Here is a 14,036-nt window from a genome sequence, read left to right as displayed (position 1 = left end):
TCTGTCAGCCACCACTGACAACCACGGGGCATCGGCTCCCGGCGAGATCCAGGGCGATGTCCGTGATCATGTCCTCCTGCCCGCCGACCAGCTTGCGGCGGCCCACCTCGACCAGGATCGCCCGGGTGTCCAGACCGTGCCTGCGGGCGGCGGCCTCGGCATGCCGCAGGAAGCTGGAGTACACGCCCGCGTACCCGAGGGTGAGGGTCTCGCGGTCCACCCGCACCTCACGGTCCTGCAGCGGTCGTACGACGTCGTCGGCGGCGTCCATCAGCGGGAACAGCTCGCAGCCGTGTTCCCAGCCCATCAGGTCGGCGACCGCGACGAAGGCCTCCAGCGGGCAGTTGCCGGCCCCGGCGCCCTGTCCGGCGAGGGAGGCGTCGACGCGGGTGACGCCGTTCTCGACGGCCACGACGGAGTTGGCCACGCCCAGGCCGAGGTTGTGGTGGGCGTGGATGCCCAGCTCGGTGGCCGGGTCCAGGACGTCTCGATACGCCCGGACGCGGTCACGCACGCCGTCCATCGTCAGACGGCCGCCGGAGTCGGTGACGTACACGCAGTGCGCGCCGTAGGACTCCATCAGCTTGGCCTGGCGGGCCAGTTCGGCGGGTTCGGCGAGGTGGGACATCATCAGGAAGCCCGCCACGTCCATGCCCAGTCCGCGGGCGGCGGCGATGTGCTGGGCGGAGATGTCGGCCTCGGTGCAGTGGGTGGCGATCCGGACCGAGCGGATGCCCAGGGAGTGGGCCTGCTTCAGGTCGTGGACCGTGCCGATGCCGGGCAGGAGGAGGGTGGTGGGGATCGCCTGGCGCACGGCGCCGACGACCGCCTCGATCCACTCCCAGTCGGTGTGCGCGCCGACTCCGTAGGTGACGCTGGAGCCGGAGAGGCCGTCGCCGTGGGCCACTTCGATCGCGCGGACCCCTGCCGTGTCGAGGGCGGCGGCGATGGTGCGGGCCTGGTCGACGGTGTAGTGGTGGCGGACGGCGTGCATGCCGTCCCGCAGGGTGACGTCCTGGACGTACAGACGGGGACCGGTCATCGGGACGCCACCTCCGGGGCGCGGTACGCGGCCATGCGCTCCGCGGTGCGCAGCGCGGCCGAGGTCATGATGTCGAGGTTGCCCGCGTAGGCGGGCAGGTAGTGGGCGGCGCCCTCCACCTCCAGGAAGACGGACACCTTCACGGCGTCGCCGGGGGCGAGGGTGCGCAGCGGGTCGTCGGCGGCGACCCGTTCGAACTGCACCTTCTGCTTGAGCCGGTAACCGGGGACGTACGTCCGCACCCGGGCGACCATCTCCTCCACCGATGCGGTGACCGCCGCGTCGTCGCAGTCGCCGACCAGACAGTGCACGGTGTCCCGCATGATCAGCGGCGGTTCGGCGGGGTTGAGCACGATGATCGCCTTGCCGCGGGCCGTGCCGCCGACCTTCTCGATGGCGGCCGACGTGGTCTCGGTGAACTCGTCGATGTTGGCCCGGGTGCCGGGACCGGCGGAGCGGGAGGAGATCGAGGCGACGATCTCGCCGTAGTGGACGGGGGTGACCGCGTTCACGGCGGCCACCACGGGGATCGTGGCCTGGCCGCCGCAGGTGACCATGTTGACGTTCGGGGCGTCCAGGTGGGCGTCGCCGTTGACGGGCGGGACGACATACGGGCCGAGCGCGGCCGGGGTGAGGTCGACGACCGTACGGCCGAGGGCGCGCAGCACCTCGTCATGGCGGCGGTGGGCGCCTGCGGAAGTGGCGTCGAAGACGATCGAGACGTCCTCGAAGGCGTCCATCGCGACCAGGCCGTCCACGCCCTCATGGGTCGTGGCCACCTTCAGGCGGCGGGCGCGGGCCAGGCCGTCCGAGTCCGGGTCGATGCCGGCCATCGCGGCGATCTCCAGGGACTCGGAGAGCCGCAGGATCTTGATCATCAGGTCGGTGCCGATGTTGCCGGACCCGATGACGGCGACCTTCGTGGTCATGCTGCTCCCTTGGTGGCGAAGGCGACCCCGACCGCGCCGAGGCCCTCGATGCGCGCGGTGAACTCGTCGCCCTCGGCGGCGACGACCATCGGGCCGAGCGCACCGGTCAGGACGATGTCGCCGGCCCGCAGCGGGTCGCCGAGCCCGGCCAGGGTGGCGGCGAGCCAGCGGGCGGCGGTGAGCGGGCTGCCCAGGCAGTCGGCGCCGGTACCCCGGGAGACGGTCTCGCCGTTCCTGGCCAGGGTCATCCGCACGCCCCGCAGGTCGACGCGGTCCAGCGGGACCGGCGTACCGCCGAGGACGAACAGGCCGCAGGAGGCGTTGTCGGCGACGGTGTCGACGATGGTGATGTCCCAGTCGGCGATCCGGCTGTCCACGATCTCCAGCGCGGGCAGCGCGAAGGCGGTGGCCCGCAGCAGGTCGGCGACGGTGGGGTCGCGGTGCGGCAGATCGGCGTCCAGCACCAGGGCGACCTCGGCCTCGACCTTGGGCTGCAGCAGCCGCCCGGCCGCGATCGGCTCGCCCTCGCCGACCGCCATGTCCGCGAACAGCGCCCCGAAGTCGGGCCGGCCGACCCCGAGCTGGCGCTGCACGGCGGGCGAGGTCAGCCCGATCTTGCGGCCCACGAGCCGGCGGCCGGCGGCCACGCCCCGCTCGACGTGCAGTCGCTGCACCGCGTAGGCGGTCTCGATGTCGCCCCCGGGAAGGAGAGCGCGGACCGGGGCACAGGGGGTGCCGGTACGGGTGGCTTCGGCCAGGACGTCGGCCACCTTGGTCACGAGGTCGGTGTTCATGCCGACAGGTATAGGCGCGTCCTTCGGAGTGCGGCAAAATATGTTCCATGACACGGAACAGCTCTCAGGGCAATATGCTCGACAAGGCGGTGTCCGTACTGGACTGCTATCGCCCGAACGGCGGTGCGTTCCGCCTGACGGAACTCGCCGCGCGGACCAAGCTCCCGAAGACGACCGTGTTCCGGCTCTGCGCCGACATGGTCCGCCTGGGCCTGCTGGAGCGGGACGCGGAGACCTACCGGCTGGGCGGGGCGTTGTTCGAGCTGGGGTCGCTGGTACCGCGCCGGCAGGATCTGCGGGAGGCCGCGCTGCCGTTCCTCCAGGACCTCTTCGAGGCCACCCACGAGACTGTGCACCTGGGGGTGCGCGAGGGCCACGAGGTGGTCTACGTCGAGCGCATCCACGGCCACGACGTGCTCCGGCTGCCCTCGCGGATCGGCGGCCGGCTCCCGCTGACCTGCACCGGGGTCGGCAAGGCCCTGCTCGCGTTCTCGGGGGCCGAACTGGTCGAGGAGGTGCTGGCCGAGCCGCTCCCCCGCCTCACCCCGCACTCGATCACGGATCCGGCCCGGCTGCGCACAGCCGTCGAACAGGCCCAGGTCGCGGGCCTGGCCTACGAGGAGGAAGAGGCCGCGCCGGGCGTCAGCTGCATCGCGGCGCCGGTCTTCGACGGGCCCACGGCGGTCGCGGCCCTCTCGGTCGCGGTACCGTGCGGCCGGTTCCGCCCGGCCCAGCTGGCCCCGGCCGTACGAACGGCGGCGCTGGGCCTGTCGCGGGCGCTGCGCGGGGGCAGCCGTCCAGCGGGATCAGCGTGAACCGGGAGCGGGGCGTACTGGCGTACTGGCGTACTGTCATGCGCGTCCAGCCGTCCGCCCCGCCGCAGACGCCGGACGACTGACCGCTGACGACTGACGACTGACGACGATGGACTCCCCAGGAGGAACCGGCCCGTGAGCTGCCGAGTCATTCTCATAGCCCCGGCGATCACCCCTTCCCTGCGGCGGGCCCGTTTCGACGACGGCGACTCCATCGAGCACCCGGAGGCGGTGGCACTCGACCTGCCGGTCACCGGCCGGGCGGTCGTCTCCCCCAGCGTGCGCTGCCGGGAGACGGCGGCCGCGCTGGGCCTCGACGTCTCGGCGGAGCTCGCGTTGTCGGGTCTGGACGCGGGCCGCTGGCGGGGACGGACGCTGGAGGAGGTCGGCGCCGCCGAGCCCGAGGCGCTGGTCCAGTGGCTGTCCGACCCGGGGGCCGCACCCCACGGGGGCGAGTCGGTACGGGAGTTCCGTGCGCGGGTCGTCGAGTGGCTGGACCTGACGGGCCGGACGGCGGGCAGAACGGTCGCCGTGGTGGAACCGGAGGTCGTACGGGCTGTGGTGCTGCACGCCCTCGGGGCGCCCGAGGCGGCGTTCTGGCGAGTGGACGTCCCGCCGCTGGCGGCGACGGAGCTCACGGGCGGATCCGGACGTTGGAACCTGCGGCTCGGCCAGGTGGGCGGCTGACCGCGGGCGGGAAAACCGGTGGAGCGGCGGCCGCCGCCCTGCCTAGGGTCGCGGGCATGACCACCCGCACCTTCCGTGTCACCGTCCGCGGCGTCTTCGACGGTCTCGGCGCCGAGCAGCGCGCCGAACTGCTGTCCCGGGCCGCCGACCACGACGTGCTGCGCGCGGCCTTCACACCCGAGGGCCACCTGAGTTACGACATCGCCGCCCGGCCCGCCTTCACCTTCCGTTTCCTGGACGGCGGGGAGGAAGAGGAGGACATCCTGGAGGCGGCGGAACGTGCCGAGGAGGCGGCCCGGGCGTGGCTCACCGAACGCGGGTACGGCTACAAGAACCTCCGGTCGAGCGCCGAGGACCTCTCGCAGGCTCCCCTCGGCAAGCGGCAGCGGCGGGCGGCCGCACAGCGACAGGGCTGACCTTCCCGGAAATGGCCACGGCGACCTGAAGTCGCCGTGGTCCAGGTCACGTTGGGATGTGGCCGGTTCGCGGAGGCCAGGTGTCGCGGGCGTGGCATGCTCGGGGCCACACCGAGTTACCGACCAGTTCTACTGGCCGGTAACCATCGTCGGTGTCTCTTCGTCATCCCCCACCCCCAGGACTGACCTTGCGCAGACGCACGAGGCACGGGCATGCCCTCATGCCCGCCTTCGCCGTGACCGCCCTGATCCTTGCCACCGGCTGCTCCTCGTCGCAGCACCAGACCTCCGCCGGCGACCGCGCCCAGGGGACCGCCCGGGTCTCCGACGACACCACCGCGGCCGCCCGCCCGGACGGCCGGGCGCTCGCCGTCGCCGCCGCGCCCGCCGCGACCTCGGCCACGGCCGCCGGTTCGGCGGGTTCGAACCGGCCGGCCCACCGCACCACGCTCACCGTGAGCTCGTACGACAGCAAGACCCGACGTGCCGTCATATCCAAGGCCGGGACCGGAGGTTCGGCCTCGCCCACGGCCTCCCCGGCCTCTCCGGTCTCCCCGACGGCGTCCCCCGGTTCTCCGACGGTCTCCCCCAGCCCCTCCGCGCCGGCTTCGGCCCGGCAGGCCGCCGTCGGTGACGTCATCGCCAGCGCCCCCGCCCCCGGCGCCCCGGACGGCCTGCTCGCCAAGGTGACCAAGGTGATCGGCGAGACCGGCGAGGGCACCGAGGTACAGACCGAGCCCGCCACGCTCGACGCCCTGCTCGGCGACGACACCGCGAAGGGCACCGTGCCGGTCGACCCGGCCGCCTTCGACGTGGACAAGCTGCTGCCCGACGTGAAGGTGTCCTGGTCCAAGTCCGGTGATGTGCGCGTCGGACCCGAGGGTGCCACGGTGCCGCTCGGCAGTCTCCGCCTGGACGTCAGCGCCGAGGTGCCCACCGCCGAGGGCGCTCCGGCGTCCGCCGCGGCCTCGGTGTCCGGTTTCGTCCAGGTCGCCCCGCAGGTCGACTTCGCCTACGGCGGCGAGGGCTCCGGAAGCGCGCCCGGCTCCGCCTACCTGGGCGTGTCCGGCGACTGGAACTCGGGCTGGGCGGTCAAGGGCCGGGCCGCGGCGGCCACGGCCACCCCGCTGCGCATCCCGTTCGCCAAGCTGCACGCCGACCCCGTCCTCCAGGTCGGCCCGGTCCCCGTCGTCGTCAACCTCGACCTGACCTGTTACCTCCAGATCAGCGGCGACGGCCGGATCACCGTCGACGTGGAGCAGAGCCTCAAGGGCGACTTCAAGGCGGGCGGCACCTTCGGCACGGCCCAGGGCTGGACGCCGGTCAGCAGCTCCGACATGACGAGCACGCCGGTGCGCTCCTCGGTGACCACCGCCGGAAGCGTCAAGGCCGGGCTGGGTGCCGAGGCCTCGGTCGGCCTCTACGGCACGGTGGGCGTCACCGCCGACCTGGCCCCCTACCTGCGCGGCGAGGCCACCGGCACCATCACCGCGACATCGGCGACCCCCGGCGCGGACGCCCAGGGCGCCTGGAACCTGTACGGCGGTGTCGACCTCTCCGGCACCCTCCGTCTCCAGCTGTCGGTCTTCGGTACGCCGGTGTTGCAGCGGAGCATCCCGCTGGGCGCCCTGCACCGCGAGTGGAAGCTGGCGGGCGGCACACTCTGAGCCCGGGTCAGGCCTCGCCGCCGGGTATCCAGCCCTGGCTGCGCAGCACCGCCGAGACATCCGGCGCACGGTAGTGCTCGCCCTTGAGGACCTTGCCGTCGGCCCGGCGGGCGACCTGCCCGTCGGGCCCCAGCTTGCTCATGTTGGAACGATGGACCTCGGCGATCACCGCGTCGAGGTCGATCCCGTGCACCAGCGCGGTGCCGTACGCCACGTAGACCACGTCGGCCAGCTCGTGCGCGAGCCGGTCGAGGGGCCCGGCGACCGCCACCTCGGCGACCTCCGCGGCCTCCTCGGCGAGCAACTCCCCCCGGTGCGCGGCCAGCTCGGGCGCCACCTCGGCCGGCGTGGTGCGGGCGTGCAGGCCGAAGGCGCGGTGGAACTCCCGGACGAGGCCGGCGGGCGAGGAGCCGGCCGGCGAGTCGGTCGAGGAACGGGCCGAGGAACCGGCCGCGGAGCTGGTCATGCGAACGACTCTAGCGGCCGGCACTGACAGTCCCGCTCCGCCGCCGTACCCCCGGCCCTGGTCAGGACGGTGACCGGCTGGCAGGATCGCGCGCATGTCCAAGGTGTTCCCCCGTATCGGCCGGCGCCGCGCGCTCCAGGGCGCGGCCGCCGGCTTCGTCGCGTTCGGCCTGCTGCTGTGGTGGCTGCTGCCGCTGGGCGAGGCACCGCCGAGGGGGACGATCACCTTCAGCACCGGGACGCTGCGCGGGGTCTACCAGGAGTACGGCGAACGGCTGCGCACCGAACTGGCCAAGGACATGCCGGGTCTGAAGGTGAAGCTGGTCCAGAGCGCGGGGTCGTACGAGAACGTGCAGCGGGTGGCGACCGGCCGGGCCGACTTCACCATCGCGGCGGCCGACGCGGTGGAGACGTACGAACTCAACGACGGCAAGGGCGCCGGACGGCTGCGCGGAGTGGCACGGCTCTACGACGACTACGTCCAGCTCGTCGTGGGGCGCGACTCGGGCATCTCCAGCGTCGCGCAGCTGCGCCACAAGCGGGTGGCGATAGGGCTGCCCAACTCGGGCGTGCGGCTGATCGCCAACCGGGTGCTCAGGGCGGCCGGGATCGACCCCGTGAAGGACATCACACCGGTGTCGGACGGTATAGACACCGGCCCGGACCAGCTGCGGCGGGGCCAGATCGACGCGTTCTTCTGGTCGGGCGGGCTGCCGACCAAGGGGCTGCTGGATCTCGCGGACAAGTTCAGCTACACGTTCGTGCCGATAGAGGGCAGTCTGGTCACCAAGCTGCACACCGAGAGCGAGGCGGCGCTCTATTACCGGGCCACCAACATGCCCGAGTCGGCGTATCCGTCGATCCAGGCGGGCACGACGGTGCCGACGATCGCGGTGTCCAACGTGCTGATGACCCGCAAGGACATGGACCCGCGCCTCACGGAGTGGGTGACCCGCACGGTGATCAAGAGCCGCGACGACATCGGCAACCACGTCCACTCCGCCCAGCTGGTGGACCTGCGCACGGCGATCTACACGGACCCACTGCCCCTGCAGGAGGGCGCGAGGCGCTACTACCGCTCGGTCAAGCCGTGAAACTCCCCCGCTTGAGGTTCTTCGGTTTGAAACGCCCCTGACCGGAGCGCCCCGTCAGGGGCGTGGGGAACTGCGCGACCAGCCCCCACCCACCCGCGCCCAAGACACAACCGCACCCACCCCACCCCACCCCTCCCTCACCCACTACGCGGCACCGAAACAGTCACCCGCAACCCCCGCTGCTCATCGTGCTCATGGTGCTCGTAAGCGATCGCGCCCCCACCCGCCGCCAGCAGCGCCCGAGTGATCGACAACCCCAGCCCCGACCCCTTCACATTCTGGTGCCGTCCGCTCCGCCAGAACCGGTCCCCCACCCGCACCAGTTCCTCATCGGTCAGCCCCGGCCCCGTGTCGGTCACCACGACCGTGCACACATCACCGTCCGCCGCCACGGACACCTCCACCACACCCCCCTCCGGCGTGAACTTCACAGCGTTGTCGATCACCGCGTCCAACGCGCTGGACAGCGTGATCGGGTCGGCCCACCCGGTGGCCGGCGGGCAGTCGCCGGTCAGCCGGACCCCCTTCGCCGTGGCCGCCGGAGCCCACGCGGCGACCCGCTCCCGTGCCAGCCGCCCGACGTCGATCAGCATCAGGTCCGCCTCGGCGTGCTCGGCGAGCGCGAGGTCGAGCAGGTCGTCCAGGACCTGCGCGAGCCGCTTGCCCTCGGTCTGCACCGAGGCGATCTCCTCGTTGCCCTCGGGGAGTTCGAGGGCGAGCAGTTCGATACGCAGCAGCAACGCGGAGAGCGGGTTGCGCAGTTGGTGCGACGCGTCGGCGACGAACGCGCGCTGCTGCTCCAGCACGTCCTCGACGTTGTCCGCCATCTCGTTGAACGACCGGGCCAGCCGCCTGAGTTCCGGCGGCCCGCCGGCCGCCGCGACCCGGGACTTGAGCCGCCCGCTCGCGATCGCGTGGGTGGTGGCGTCGAGGACCCGTACGGGCCGTAGCACCCACCCGGTCAGCCGGAGCGCCGCGCCGACGGCGAGCAGCATCGCCGCGATCTCACCGGCGCCGATGAGCAGCCAGCCGCGCAGAGTTCGCGAACGCATCGGTCCGGTCGGCGAGTCGGTGACCACCACGGCCACGACATCGCCGTCCCGGATCACCGGCGAGGCGACGACCAGCCGGCTGCGCTGCCAGGGCCAGACCTGCTGGGGGTCGTGGCTGCGGCGGCTGAGCAGCGCTTCGCCGAACGCCTCCCGGACCTCGCCCGTCTTCGGCAGCACCCAGTCGTCGGGCGCGTTGGCCATGGAGGACGCGTTGCGGTAGAAAACGCCCGCGCGGATGCCGTAGACACCGTAGTAGCTGGCGAGTTCGCGGCGGAGGGTCTCCAGGCGGTCGTCCGTGCGCATGGGACGCGCGGTGGTGGGCGCGTCGGTGACGAACTGGGCGAGTGCGGCGAACCGCGCGGTGTCGTCGATACGGTCGACGACGACCTTCTGCTGCTGTGCGGAGGCCGTGCTGACGGCGAGCGGGACGCCGAGCGCGAGCAGCACGGCCGCCATCAGGACGATGAGCAGCGGGAGGAGCCGGGTGCGCACCCGTCCCCGCTACGCGGCCGGAGCGACGAGCCGGTAGCCCACGCCGCGTACGGTCTCGATGAGCGCGGGCATGCGCAGTTTGGCGCGCAGGGAGGCGACGTGCACCTCCAGAGTACGGCCGGTGCCCTCCCAACTGGTCTGCCAGACCTCGCTGATGATCTGTTCGCGGCGGAAGACCACGCCGGGCCGCTGGGCGAGCAGTGCCAGCAGGTCGAACTCCTTGCGGGTGAGCTGGACGGCGGTGCCGCCCACGCTGACCTGGCGGGTGGGCAGTTCGATGTGGACGGGGCCGAGCCGGAGCGCGCTGTCGCCGCCGGCCGAACCGTCCTCATGGTGGGTGCGCCGGCTGACGGCGTGGATCCTGGCGAGCAGTTCCCCGGTGTCGTACGGCTTCACCACGTAGTCGTCGGCGCCCAGGTTGAGCCCGTGGATGCGGGAGCGGACGTCGGAGCGGGCGGTGACCATGATCACCGGGGTGCTGGTGCGCTTGCGGATCTTGCCGCAGACCTCGTAGCCGTCCTGGTCCGGCAGGCCGAGGTCGAGCAGGACGACGTCGTAGCCGTCGCTCTCGGGGACCAGGGCCTGGAGGGCCTCCTCGCCGTTGCGGGCGTGGGTGACGGAGAACCCGTGCCGGGCCAGCACCGCGGAGAGCGCGGCGGCGACATGGTTGTCGTCCTCGACGAGCAGCAGTCTCATCCCGGCCCCCTCCGGTTCAGCGGTCGTACGGTCCTGGTTCGCCGTCGGCTTGCCAGTGGAAAACCCGCGCATTGTAGAAAACGCGCACGCGCGCGTGCATCAAGGCAGTCACGCTGATGGACGTCGACGGCGTCAAGAGGGTTCCGGCGCCGCGCCGGTTCCGTTACGGGGCCGATACGCGGGCCCCTCACCGACGCTACAACACGTGTCCGGACGCAATCGGATCGTGATGCTCAGATCTCCCTCAGATGTAATGACGCTGGTCATCCGCTCTCACTACATTCCTCCGAAACCGAGGAGGACGGAGCCCGAAAGCGATGACCGAAGTATCGGTGGCCGAGGAGAACACGGCCGCGACCGGCGAACTGGTCGTCCTGAAGAGCGTCAACAAGCACTTCGGCGCGTTGCACGTGCTCCAGGACATCGACCTGACGATCGCCCGCGGTGAGGTCGTCGTGGTGATCGGACCCTCCGGGTCCGGCAAGTCCACTCTGTGCCGCACCGTCAACCGTCTGGAGACCATCGACTCCGGAACGATCTCGATCGACGGCAGGCCGCTGCCCCAGGAGGGCAAGGAGCTGGCCCGGCTGCGCGCCGACGTCGGCATGGTCTTCCAGTCGTTCAACCTCTTCGCGCACAAGACCGTGCTCGAGAACGTGATGCTCGGTCAGATCAAGGTCCGCAAGGCGGACAAGAAGCAGGCCGAGGAGAAGGCCCGCGCCCTGCTGGACCGGGTCGGCGTGGGCGCCCAGGCCGACAAGTACCCCGCGCAGCTCTCCGGCGGCCAGCAGCAGCGGGTCGCGATCGCCCGGGCGCTGGCGATGGACCCGAAGGTCATGCTCTTCGACGAGCCGACGTCGGCGCTGGACCCCGAGATGATCAACGAGGTCCTGGAGGTCATGCAGCAGCTGGCCAGGGACGGCATGACGATGATCGTCGTCACCCATGAGATGGGGTTCGCCCGCTCGGCCGCGAACCGGGTGGTCTTCATGGCCGACGGCCGGATCGTCGAACAGGCCGCGCCGGACCAGTTCTTCAGCAGTCCGCGCAGCGACCGGGCCAAGGACTTCCTGTCGAAGATCCTGCACCACTGACACCGCCGCACCGCCTTGCCGGTTCCCGGGCCCGCGTGTGCCCGGAACCCCGTGCCGCCGAACTCACCGATCCGAAGGAAATCCGTTCATGAAGACTCGTACGTCCGCCTCCGCGGCGCTCCTCGCCGCCCTCGCACTGTCCCTGACGGCCTGCGGCGGTGAGTCCGGGAACGCCGGCGACCAGGCCGGCGACACGGCGACCGGCGCGAACGCGCCGAAGCTGCCGACGTACACCGTCGCCACCGGGGTGAAGATCGACTCCGCCACGCTGAAGAAGGCCCAGCAGGGCGGCAAGCTGGTCATCGGCGCCAAGAACGACCAGCCGTACCTGGGCTTCGAGGACACGACCGGCAAGCGGTCCGGCTTCGACATCGAGATCGCCAAGATGGTCGCCGCCGACCTGGGATTCAAGCCGGAGCAGATCGAGTTCAAGACCGTCGACTCCAACGTCCGTGAGACCACCATCTCCAAGGGCGAGGTCGACCTGTACGTGGGCACGTACACGATCAACGACGAGCGCAAGAAGCAGGTCGGCTTCGCCGGACCGTACTTCCTGGCCGGCGCGGATCTGCTCGTGCGCAAGGACGAGCAGGGCATCACCGGTCCCGATTCCCTGAAGGGCAAGACGGTCTGCTCCATCAAGGGCTCGACCCCGCTGCAGGAGATCAAGAAGCCCAAGTACGGCGCGAAGACCGTGGAGCTGTCGAAGTACTCCGAGTGTGTCCAGCAGTTGCTCAACAACGAGGTCGACGCCGTCACCACCGACGACGCGATCCTCAAGGGGTACGCGGCGCAGCGCCCCACGAAGCTCAAGGTGATCGGCAAGCCGTTCACGCAGGAGCCGTACGGCGTGGGCATGAACAAGGACGACAAGGCGCTGCGCGACGCCGTGAACGACGCGCTGGAGAAGCACGAGAAGAACGGCGACTACAAGAAGGCGTACGACGCGACGCTCGGCCTGTCCGGCTCCGCGTACCAGGAGCCGCCGGCCGTCAACCGCTACTGACGCGCCGCTGAGACGCCGTCGCCGCGGCGTCGCCGGCATCGCCCGCGACGCCGCGGCGGCGTATCGCCCCGGACGCGGTCTTCCGTGCCCGCACACCACCACGAGGACCTCCCCGTGAATGTATTGCTCGACCATTTCGCCGACTTCCGCGAGGGGTTCGTCGGCACCGTACTGCTGACGCTGGCCAGCGGGCTCCTCGCGATGGTGCTGGGTGTCGTCATCGCCGGGTTCCGGGTCTCCCCCGTGCCTCCGCTGCGGGCGTTCGGCACCGCGTGGGTCACGTTGTTCCGCAACACGCCTCTGACGCTGCTCTTCCTCATAGCCTGGTTCGTCGTCCCGGTCATCTTCGCTCCGGGCATGAGCCCGTGGACGAAGGCCCTGCTGGCCCTGAGCTTCTACACCTCGGCCTTCGTCTGCGAGGCGGTGCGGTCGGGCATCACCACGGTCCCGCTGGGGCAGGCGGAGGCCGCGCGTTCGCTCGGCATGACGTTCTCGCAGACCCTGCGGCTGATCGTGCTGCCGCAGGCGACCCGCACCGTGGTCGCGCCGCTGAGCTCGATCTTCATCGCGCTGACGAAGAACTCGGCGATCGCCGGCGCGTTCAGCGTCACCGAACTGTTCGGCTGGCAGAAGACGTTGAGCGACCAGGGCTACGCCATCGCCTGGATCTTCCTGTGGGTGGCACTGGGCTACCTCGTCATCACCTTCTCGATCAGCGGTCTGTTCCAGCTGCTGGAGCGTCGACTGGGGGTCGCGCGATGAGTTCGAGCGTTCTGTACGACACACCGGGCCCCAAGGCCCGCCTGCGCAACCGCCTGTACACCGTGGCCGGCTCGCTGGCACTGGCCGCGCTGCTCGCCTTCGTGGTGTACCGGCTCGACGCGAAGGGCCAGCTGGATCCGAAGATCTGGAACATCTTCAACAACGCGGGCGTACGCACCAACATCCGCGACGGTGTGCTGACCACGCTGAAGGTGTTCGCGGCGGCCGGCGCGCTGTCCCTGGTACTCGGGCTGCTGCTCGCCGTGGGACGGCTGTCGGAGCACCGGCCGGTCCGCTGGTTCGCGACCGGGTTCATCGAGCTCTTCCGCGCCGTGCCGCTGCTCATCACCATCTACGCCCTGTGGGTGCTGTTCCTCAGCTACAAGGACGATCTGGGCGTCGTCGGGGACAACGCCGCGTTCTGGGGCCTGGTCGTCGGGCTGACCTTCTACAACGGATCCGTGCAGGCCGAGGTGTTGCGCGCGGGCATCAACGCCGTACCCCGGGGGCAGGTGGAGGCCGCGTACGCCCTCGGCCTGCGCAAGTACCAGGTGATGACGACACTGTTGCTGCCGCAGGCGGTGCGCTCCATGCTGCCCACGATGATCAGCCAGCTGGTGGTCACCCTGAAGGACACCTCGCTCGGCTATGTCATCACGTACACGGAACTCCTGTTCGCGGCGCGGACGATGGCCTCCAACATCATCGTCAACGGGGACAACCCGTTCACGGCGGTCGTCATCGTCGTCGGCGCCATCTACATCGCCATGTGCCTCGCCCTCTCGTCCCTCGCGACGTGGATCGAGCGGCGGGGACGGCGCGCGAAGACCGGCGTCGCCGTGGCGGCGGCCGAGCCCCCGGTGGTGCTCGACGGCGCCGCCGGGGCCAGTTGATCGTGACCCGGTCCGCGAAGCCGGTGAAGCCGTAGCGGGCAGGGGCGGGTGGCATCGTTCTGCCGCCCGCCCCTGCCCTGTCGCGACGCCGGGTGACGTCGGCCCGCGTGCCGCCCTGGGGCGTGAGCAGGG

At 71.2% G+C, this 14,036-nt stretch carries 15 protein-coding genes; 9 read left to right on the top strand and 6 right to left on the bottom strand.

Annotated features, from left to right (window positions below):
* Window positions 1-4: 4 nt before the first annotated feature.
* The 3 genes from dmpG to mhpD are packed head-to-tail and all read right to left on the bottom strand — an operon-like array spanning window position 5 to window position 2,765.
* A complete protein-coding gene (gene dmpG / locus ACIRR9_RS48505) occupies window positions 5-1,042 on the bottom strand; it encodes a 4-hydroxy-2-oxovalerate aldolase (protein WP_403766138.1) in 1,038 nt (345 codons plus the stop codon).
* Complete coding sequence (locus ACIRR9_RS48500; RefSeq protein WP_403766135.1) at window positions 1,039-1,971, bottom strand: acetaldehyde dehydrogenase (acetylating); 933 nt, start codon at window positions 1,969-1,971, stop codon at window positions 1,039-1,041. The genes dmpG and ACIRR9_RS48500 overlap by 4 nt, the downstream gene beginning before the upstream one ends.
* Complete coding sequence (mhpD, locus tag ACIRR9_RS48495; protein ID WP_403766132.1) at window positions 1,968-2,765, bottom strand: 2-keto-4-pentenoate hydratase; 798 nt, start codon at window positions 2,763-2,765, stop codon at window positions 1,968-1,970. Before mhpD ends, ACIRR9_RS48500 begins: the two co-directional genes overlap by 4 nt.
* A 74-nt stretch (window positions 2,766-2,839) precedes the next feature.
* On the opposite strand from mhpD, the gene ACIRR9_RS48490 reads away from it, so the two are divergent.
* From ACIRR9_RS48490 to ACIRR9_RS48475, 4 genes are all read left to right on the top strand, one after another.
* On the top strand, window positions 2,840-3,580 hold the full coding sequence (locus tag ACIRR9_RS48490) for an IclR family transcriptional regulator (protein WP_403766208.1): 741 nt from the start codon (window positions 2,840-2,842) through the stop codon (window positions 3,578-3,580).
* Window positions 3,581-3,715: 135 nt separating this feature from the next.
* Window positions 3,716-4,267, top strand: a complete 552-nt coding sequence (locus ACIRR9_RS48485; protein ID WP_403766129.1) for a histidine phosphatase family protein — start codon at window positions 3,716-3,718, stop codon at window positions 4,265-4,267.
* 56 nt (window positions 4,268-4,323) lie between these two features.
* Window positions 4,324-4,683 carry a DUF6204 family protein gene (locus ACIRR9_RS48480; RefSeq protein WP_316783428.1) on the top strand — a complete coding sequence of 120 codons (360 nt, stop codon included), beginning with the start codon at window positions 4,324-4,326 and terminating at the stop codon, window positions 4,681-4,683.
* A 221-nt stretch (window positions 4,684-4,904) separates the two neighbouring features.
* A complete protein-coding gene (locus ACIRR9_RS48475; RefSeq protein ID WP_403766126.1) occupies window positions 4,905-6,350 on the top strand; it encodes a hypothetical protein in 1,446 nt (481 codons plus the stop codon).
* A gap of 7 nt (window positions 6,351-6,357) precedes the next feature.
* On the opposite strand, the gene ACIRR9_RS48470 is transcribed toward ACIRR9_RS48475, so the two are convergent.
* Entirely contained in the window at window positions 6,358-6,816 is a 459-nt protein-coding gene (locus tag ACIRR9_RS48470; RefSeq protein ID WP_403766123.1) for a MazG nucleotide pyrophosphohydrolase domain-containing protein, read from the bottom strand.
* A gap of 94 nt (window positions 6,817-6,910) precedes the next feature.
* Here ACIRR9_RS48470 and ACIRR9_RS48465 point away from each other — a divergent pair, with 94 nt between their 5' ends.
* The gene (locus tag ACIRR9_RS48465) at window positions 6,911-7,909 is read left to right on the top strand and encodes a TAXI family TRAP transporter solute-binding subunit (protein WP_403766117.1); all 999 of its coding nucleotides are present in this window, start codon (window positions 6,911-6,913) and stop codon (window positions 7,907-7,909) included.
* A gap of 137 nt (window positions 7,910-8,046) precedes the next feature.
* Here ACIRR9_RS48465 and ACIRR9_RS48460 read toward each other — a convergent pair whose 3' ends face one another.
* Window positions 8,047-9,453, bottom strand: coding sequence for an ATP-binding protein (locus tag ACIRR9_RS48460; RefSeq protein ID WP_403766114.1), 1,407 nt, complete (start codon window positions 9,451-9,453; stop codon window positions 8,047-8,049).
* Between the two features lie 9 nt (window positions 9,454-9,462).
* Complete coding sequence (locus ACIRR9_RS48455) at window positions 9,463-10,149, bottom strand: response regulator transcription factor (RefSeq protein ID WP_403766111.1); 687 nt, start codon at window positions 10,147-10,149, stop codon at window positions 9,463-9,465.
* Window positions 10,150-10,466: 317 nt separating this feature from the next.
* On the opposite strand from ACIRR9_RS48455, the gene ACIRR9_RS48450 reads away from it, so the two are divergent.
* The 4 genes from ACIRR9_RS48450 to ACIRR9_RS48435 all read left to right on the top strand — a co-directional run bounded on the left by ACIRR9_RS48450 (window position 10,467) and on the right by ACIRR9_RS48435 (window position 13,904).
* Window positions 10,467-11,243 (top strand): amino acid ABC transporter ATP-binding protein, encoded by a 777-nt coding sequence (locus ACIRR9_RS48450; protein WP_403766108.1) that lies wholly within the window; start codon window positions 10,467-10,469, stop codon window positions 11,241-11,243.
* Window positions 11,244-11,331: 88 nt separating this feature from the next.
* Entirely contained in the window at window positions 11,332-12,249 is a 918-nt protein-coding gene (locus ACIRR9_RS48445) for a glutamate ABC transporter substrate-binding protein (RefSeq protein ID WP_403766105.1), read from the top strand.
* A gap of 114 nt (window positions 12,250-12,363) precedes the next feature.
* Complete coding sequence (locus ACIRR9_RS48440; protein ID WP_123973623.1) at window positions 12,364-13,011, top strand: amino acid ABC transporter permease; 648 nt, start codon at window positions 12,364-12,366, stop codon at window positions 13,009-13,011.
* Complete coding sequence (locus tag ACIRR9_RS48435; RefSeq protein WP_403766102.1) at window positions 13,008-13,904, top strand: amino acid ABC transporter permease; 897 nt, start codon at window positions 13,008-13,010, stop codon at window positions 13,902-13,904. The genes ACIRR9_RS48440 and ACIRR9_RS48435 overlap by 4 nt, the downstream gene beginning before the upstream one ends.
* The last annotated feature ends 132 nt before the right edge of the window (window positions 13,905-14,036 follow it).

This window comes from Streptomyces sp. NPDC101234 (assembly GCF_044767525.1).
GTDB lineage: Bacteria > Actinomycetota > Actinomycetes > Streptomycetales > Streptomycetaceae > Streptomyces > Streptomyces sasae.
This window is presented reverse-complemented; position numbering and strand designations above follow the sequence as displayed.

Coding starts and splice junctions, on each gene's coding strand:
- ACIRR9_RS48470 (WP_403766123.1), bottom strand. CDS start 6,816: ATGACCAGCTCCGCGGCCGGTTCCTCGGCCCGTTCCTCGACCGACTCG.
- mhpD (WP_403766132.1), bottom strand. CDS start 2,765: ATGAACACCGACCTCGTGACCAAGGTGGCCGACGTCCTGGCCGAAGCC.
- ACIRR9_RS48455 (WP_403766111.1), bottom strand. CDS start 10,149: ATGAGACTGCTGCTCGTCGAGGACGACAACCATGTCGCCGCCGCGCTC.
- dmpG (WP_403766138.1), bottom strand. CDS start 1,042: ATGACCGGTCCCCGTCTGTACGTCCAGGACGTCACCCTGCGGGACGGC.
- ACIRR9_RS48465 (WP_403766117.1), top strand. CDS start 6,911: ATGTCCAAGGTGTTCCCCCGTATCGGCCGGCGCCGCGCGCTCCAGGGC.
- ACIRR9_RS48445 (WP_403766105.1), top strand. CDS start 11,332: ATGAAGACTCGTACGTCCGCCTCCGCGGCGCTCCTCGCCGCCCTCGCA.
- ACIRR9_RS48435 (WP_403766102.1), top strand. CDS start 13,008: ATGAGTTCGAGCGTTCTGTACGACACACCGGGCCCCAAGGCCCGCCTG.
- ACIRR9_RS48500 (WP_403766135.1), bottom strand. CDS start 1,971: ATGACCACGAAGGTCGCCGTCATCGGGTCCGGCAACATCGGCACCGAC.
- ACIRR9_RS48450 (WP_403766108.1), top strand. CDS start 10,467: ATGACCGAAGTATCGGTGGCCGAGGAGAACACGGCCGCGACCGGCGAA.
- ACIRR9_RS48480 (WP_316783428.1), top strand. CDS start 4,324: ATGACCACCCGCACCTTCCGTGTCACCGTCCGCGGCGTCTTCGACGGT.
- ACIRR9_RS48490 (WP_403766208.1), top strand. CDS start 2,840: ATGCTCGACAAGGCGGTGTCCGTACTGGACTGCTATCGCCCGAACGGC.
- ACIRR9_RS48475 (WP_403766126.1), top strand. CDS start 4,905: ATGCCCGCCTTCGCCGTGACCGCCCTGATCCTTGCCACCGGCTGCTCC.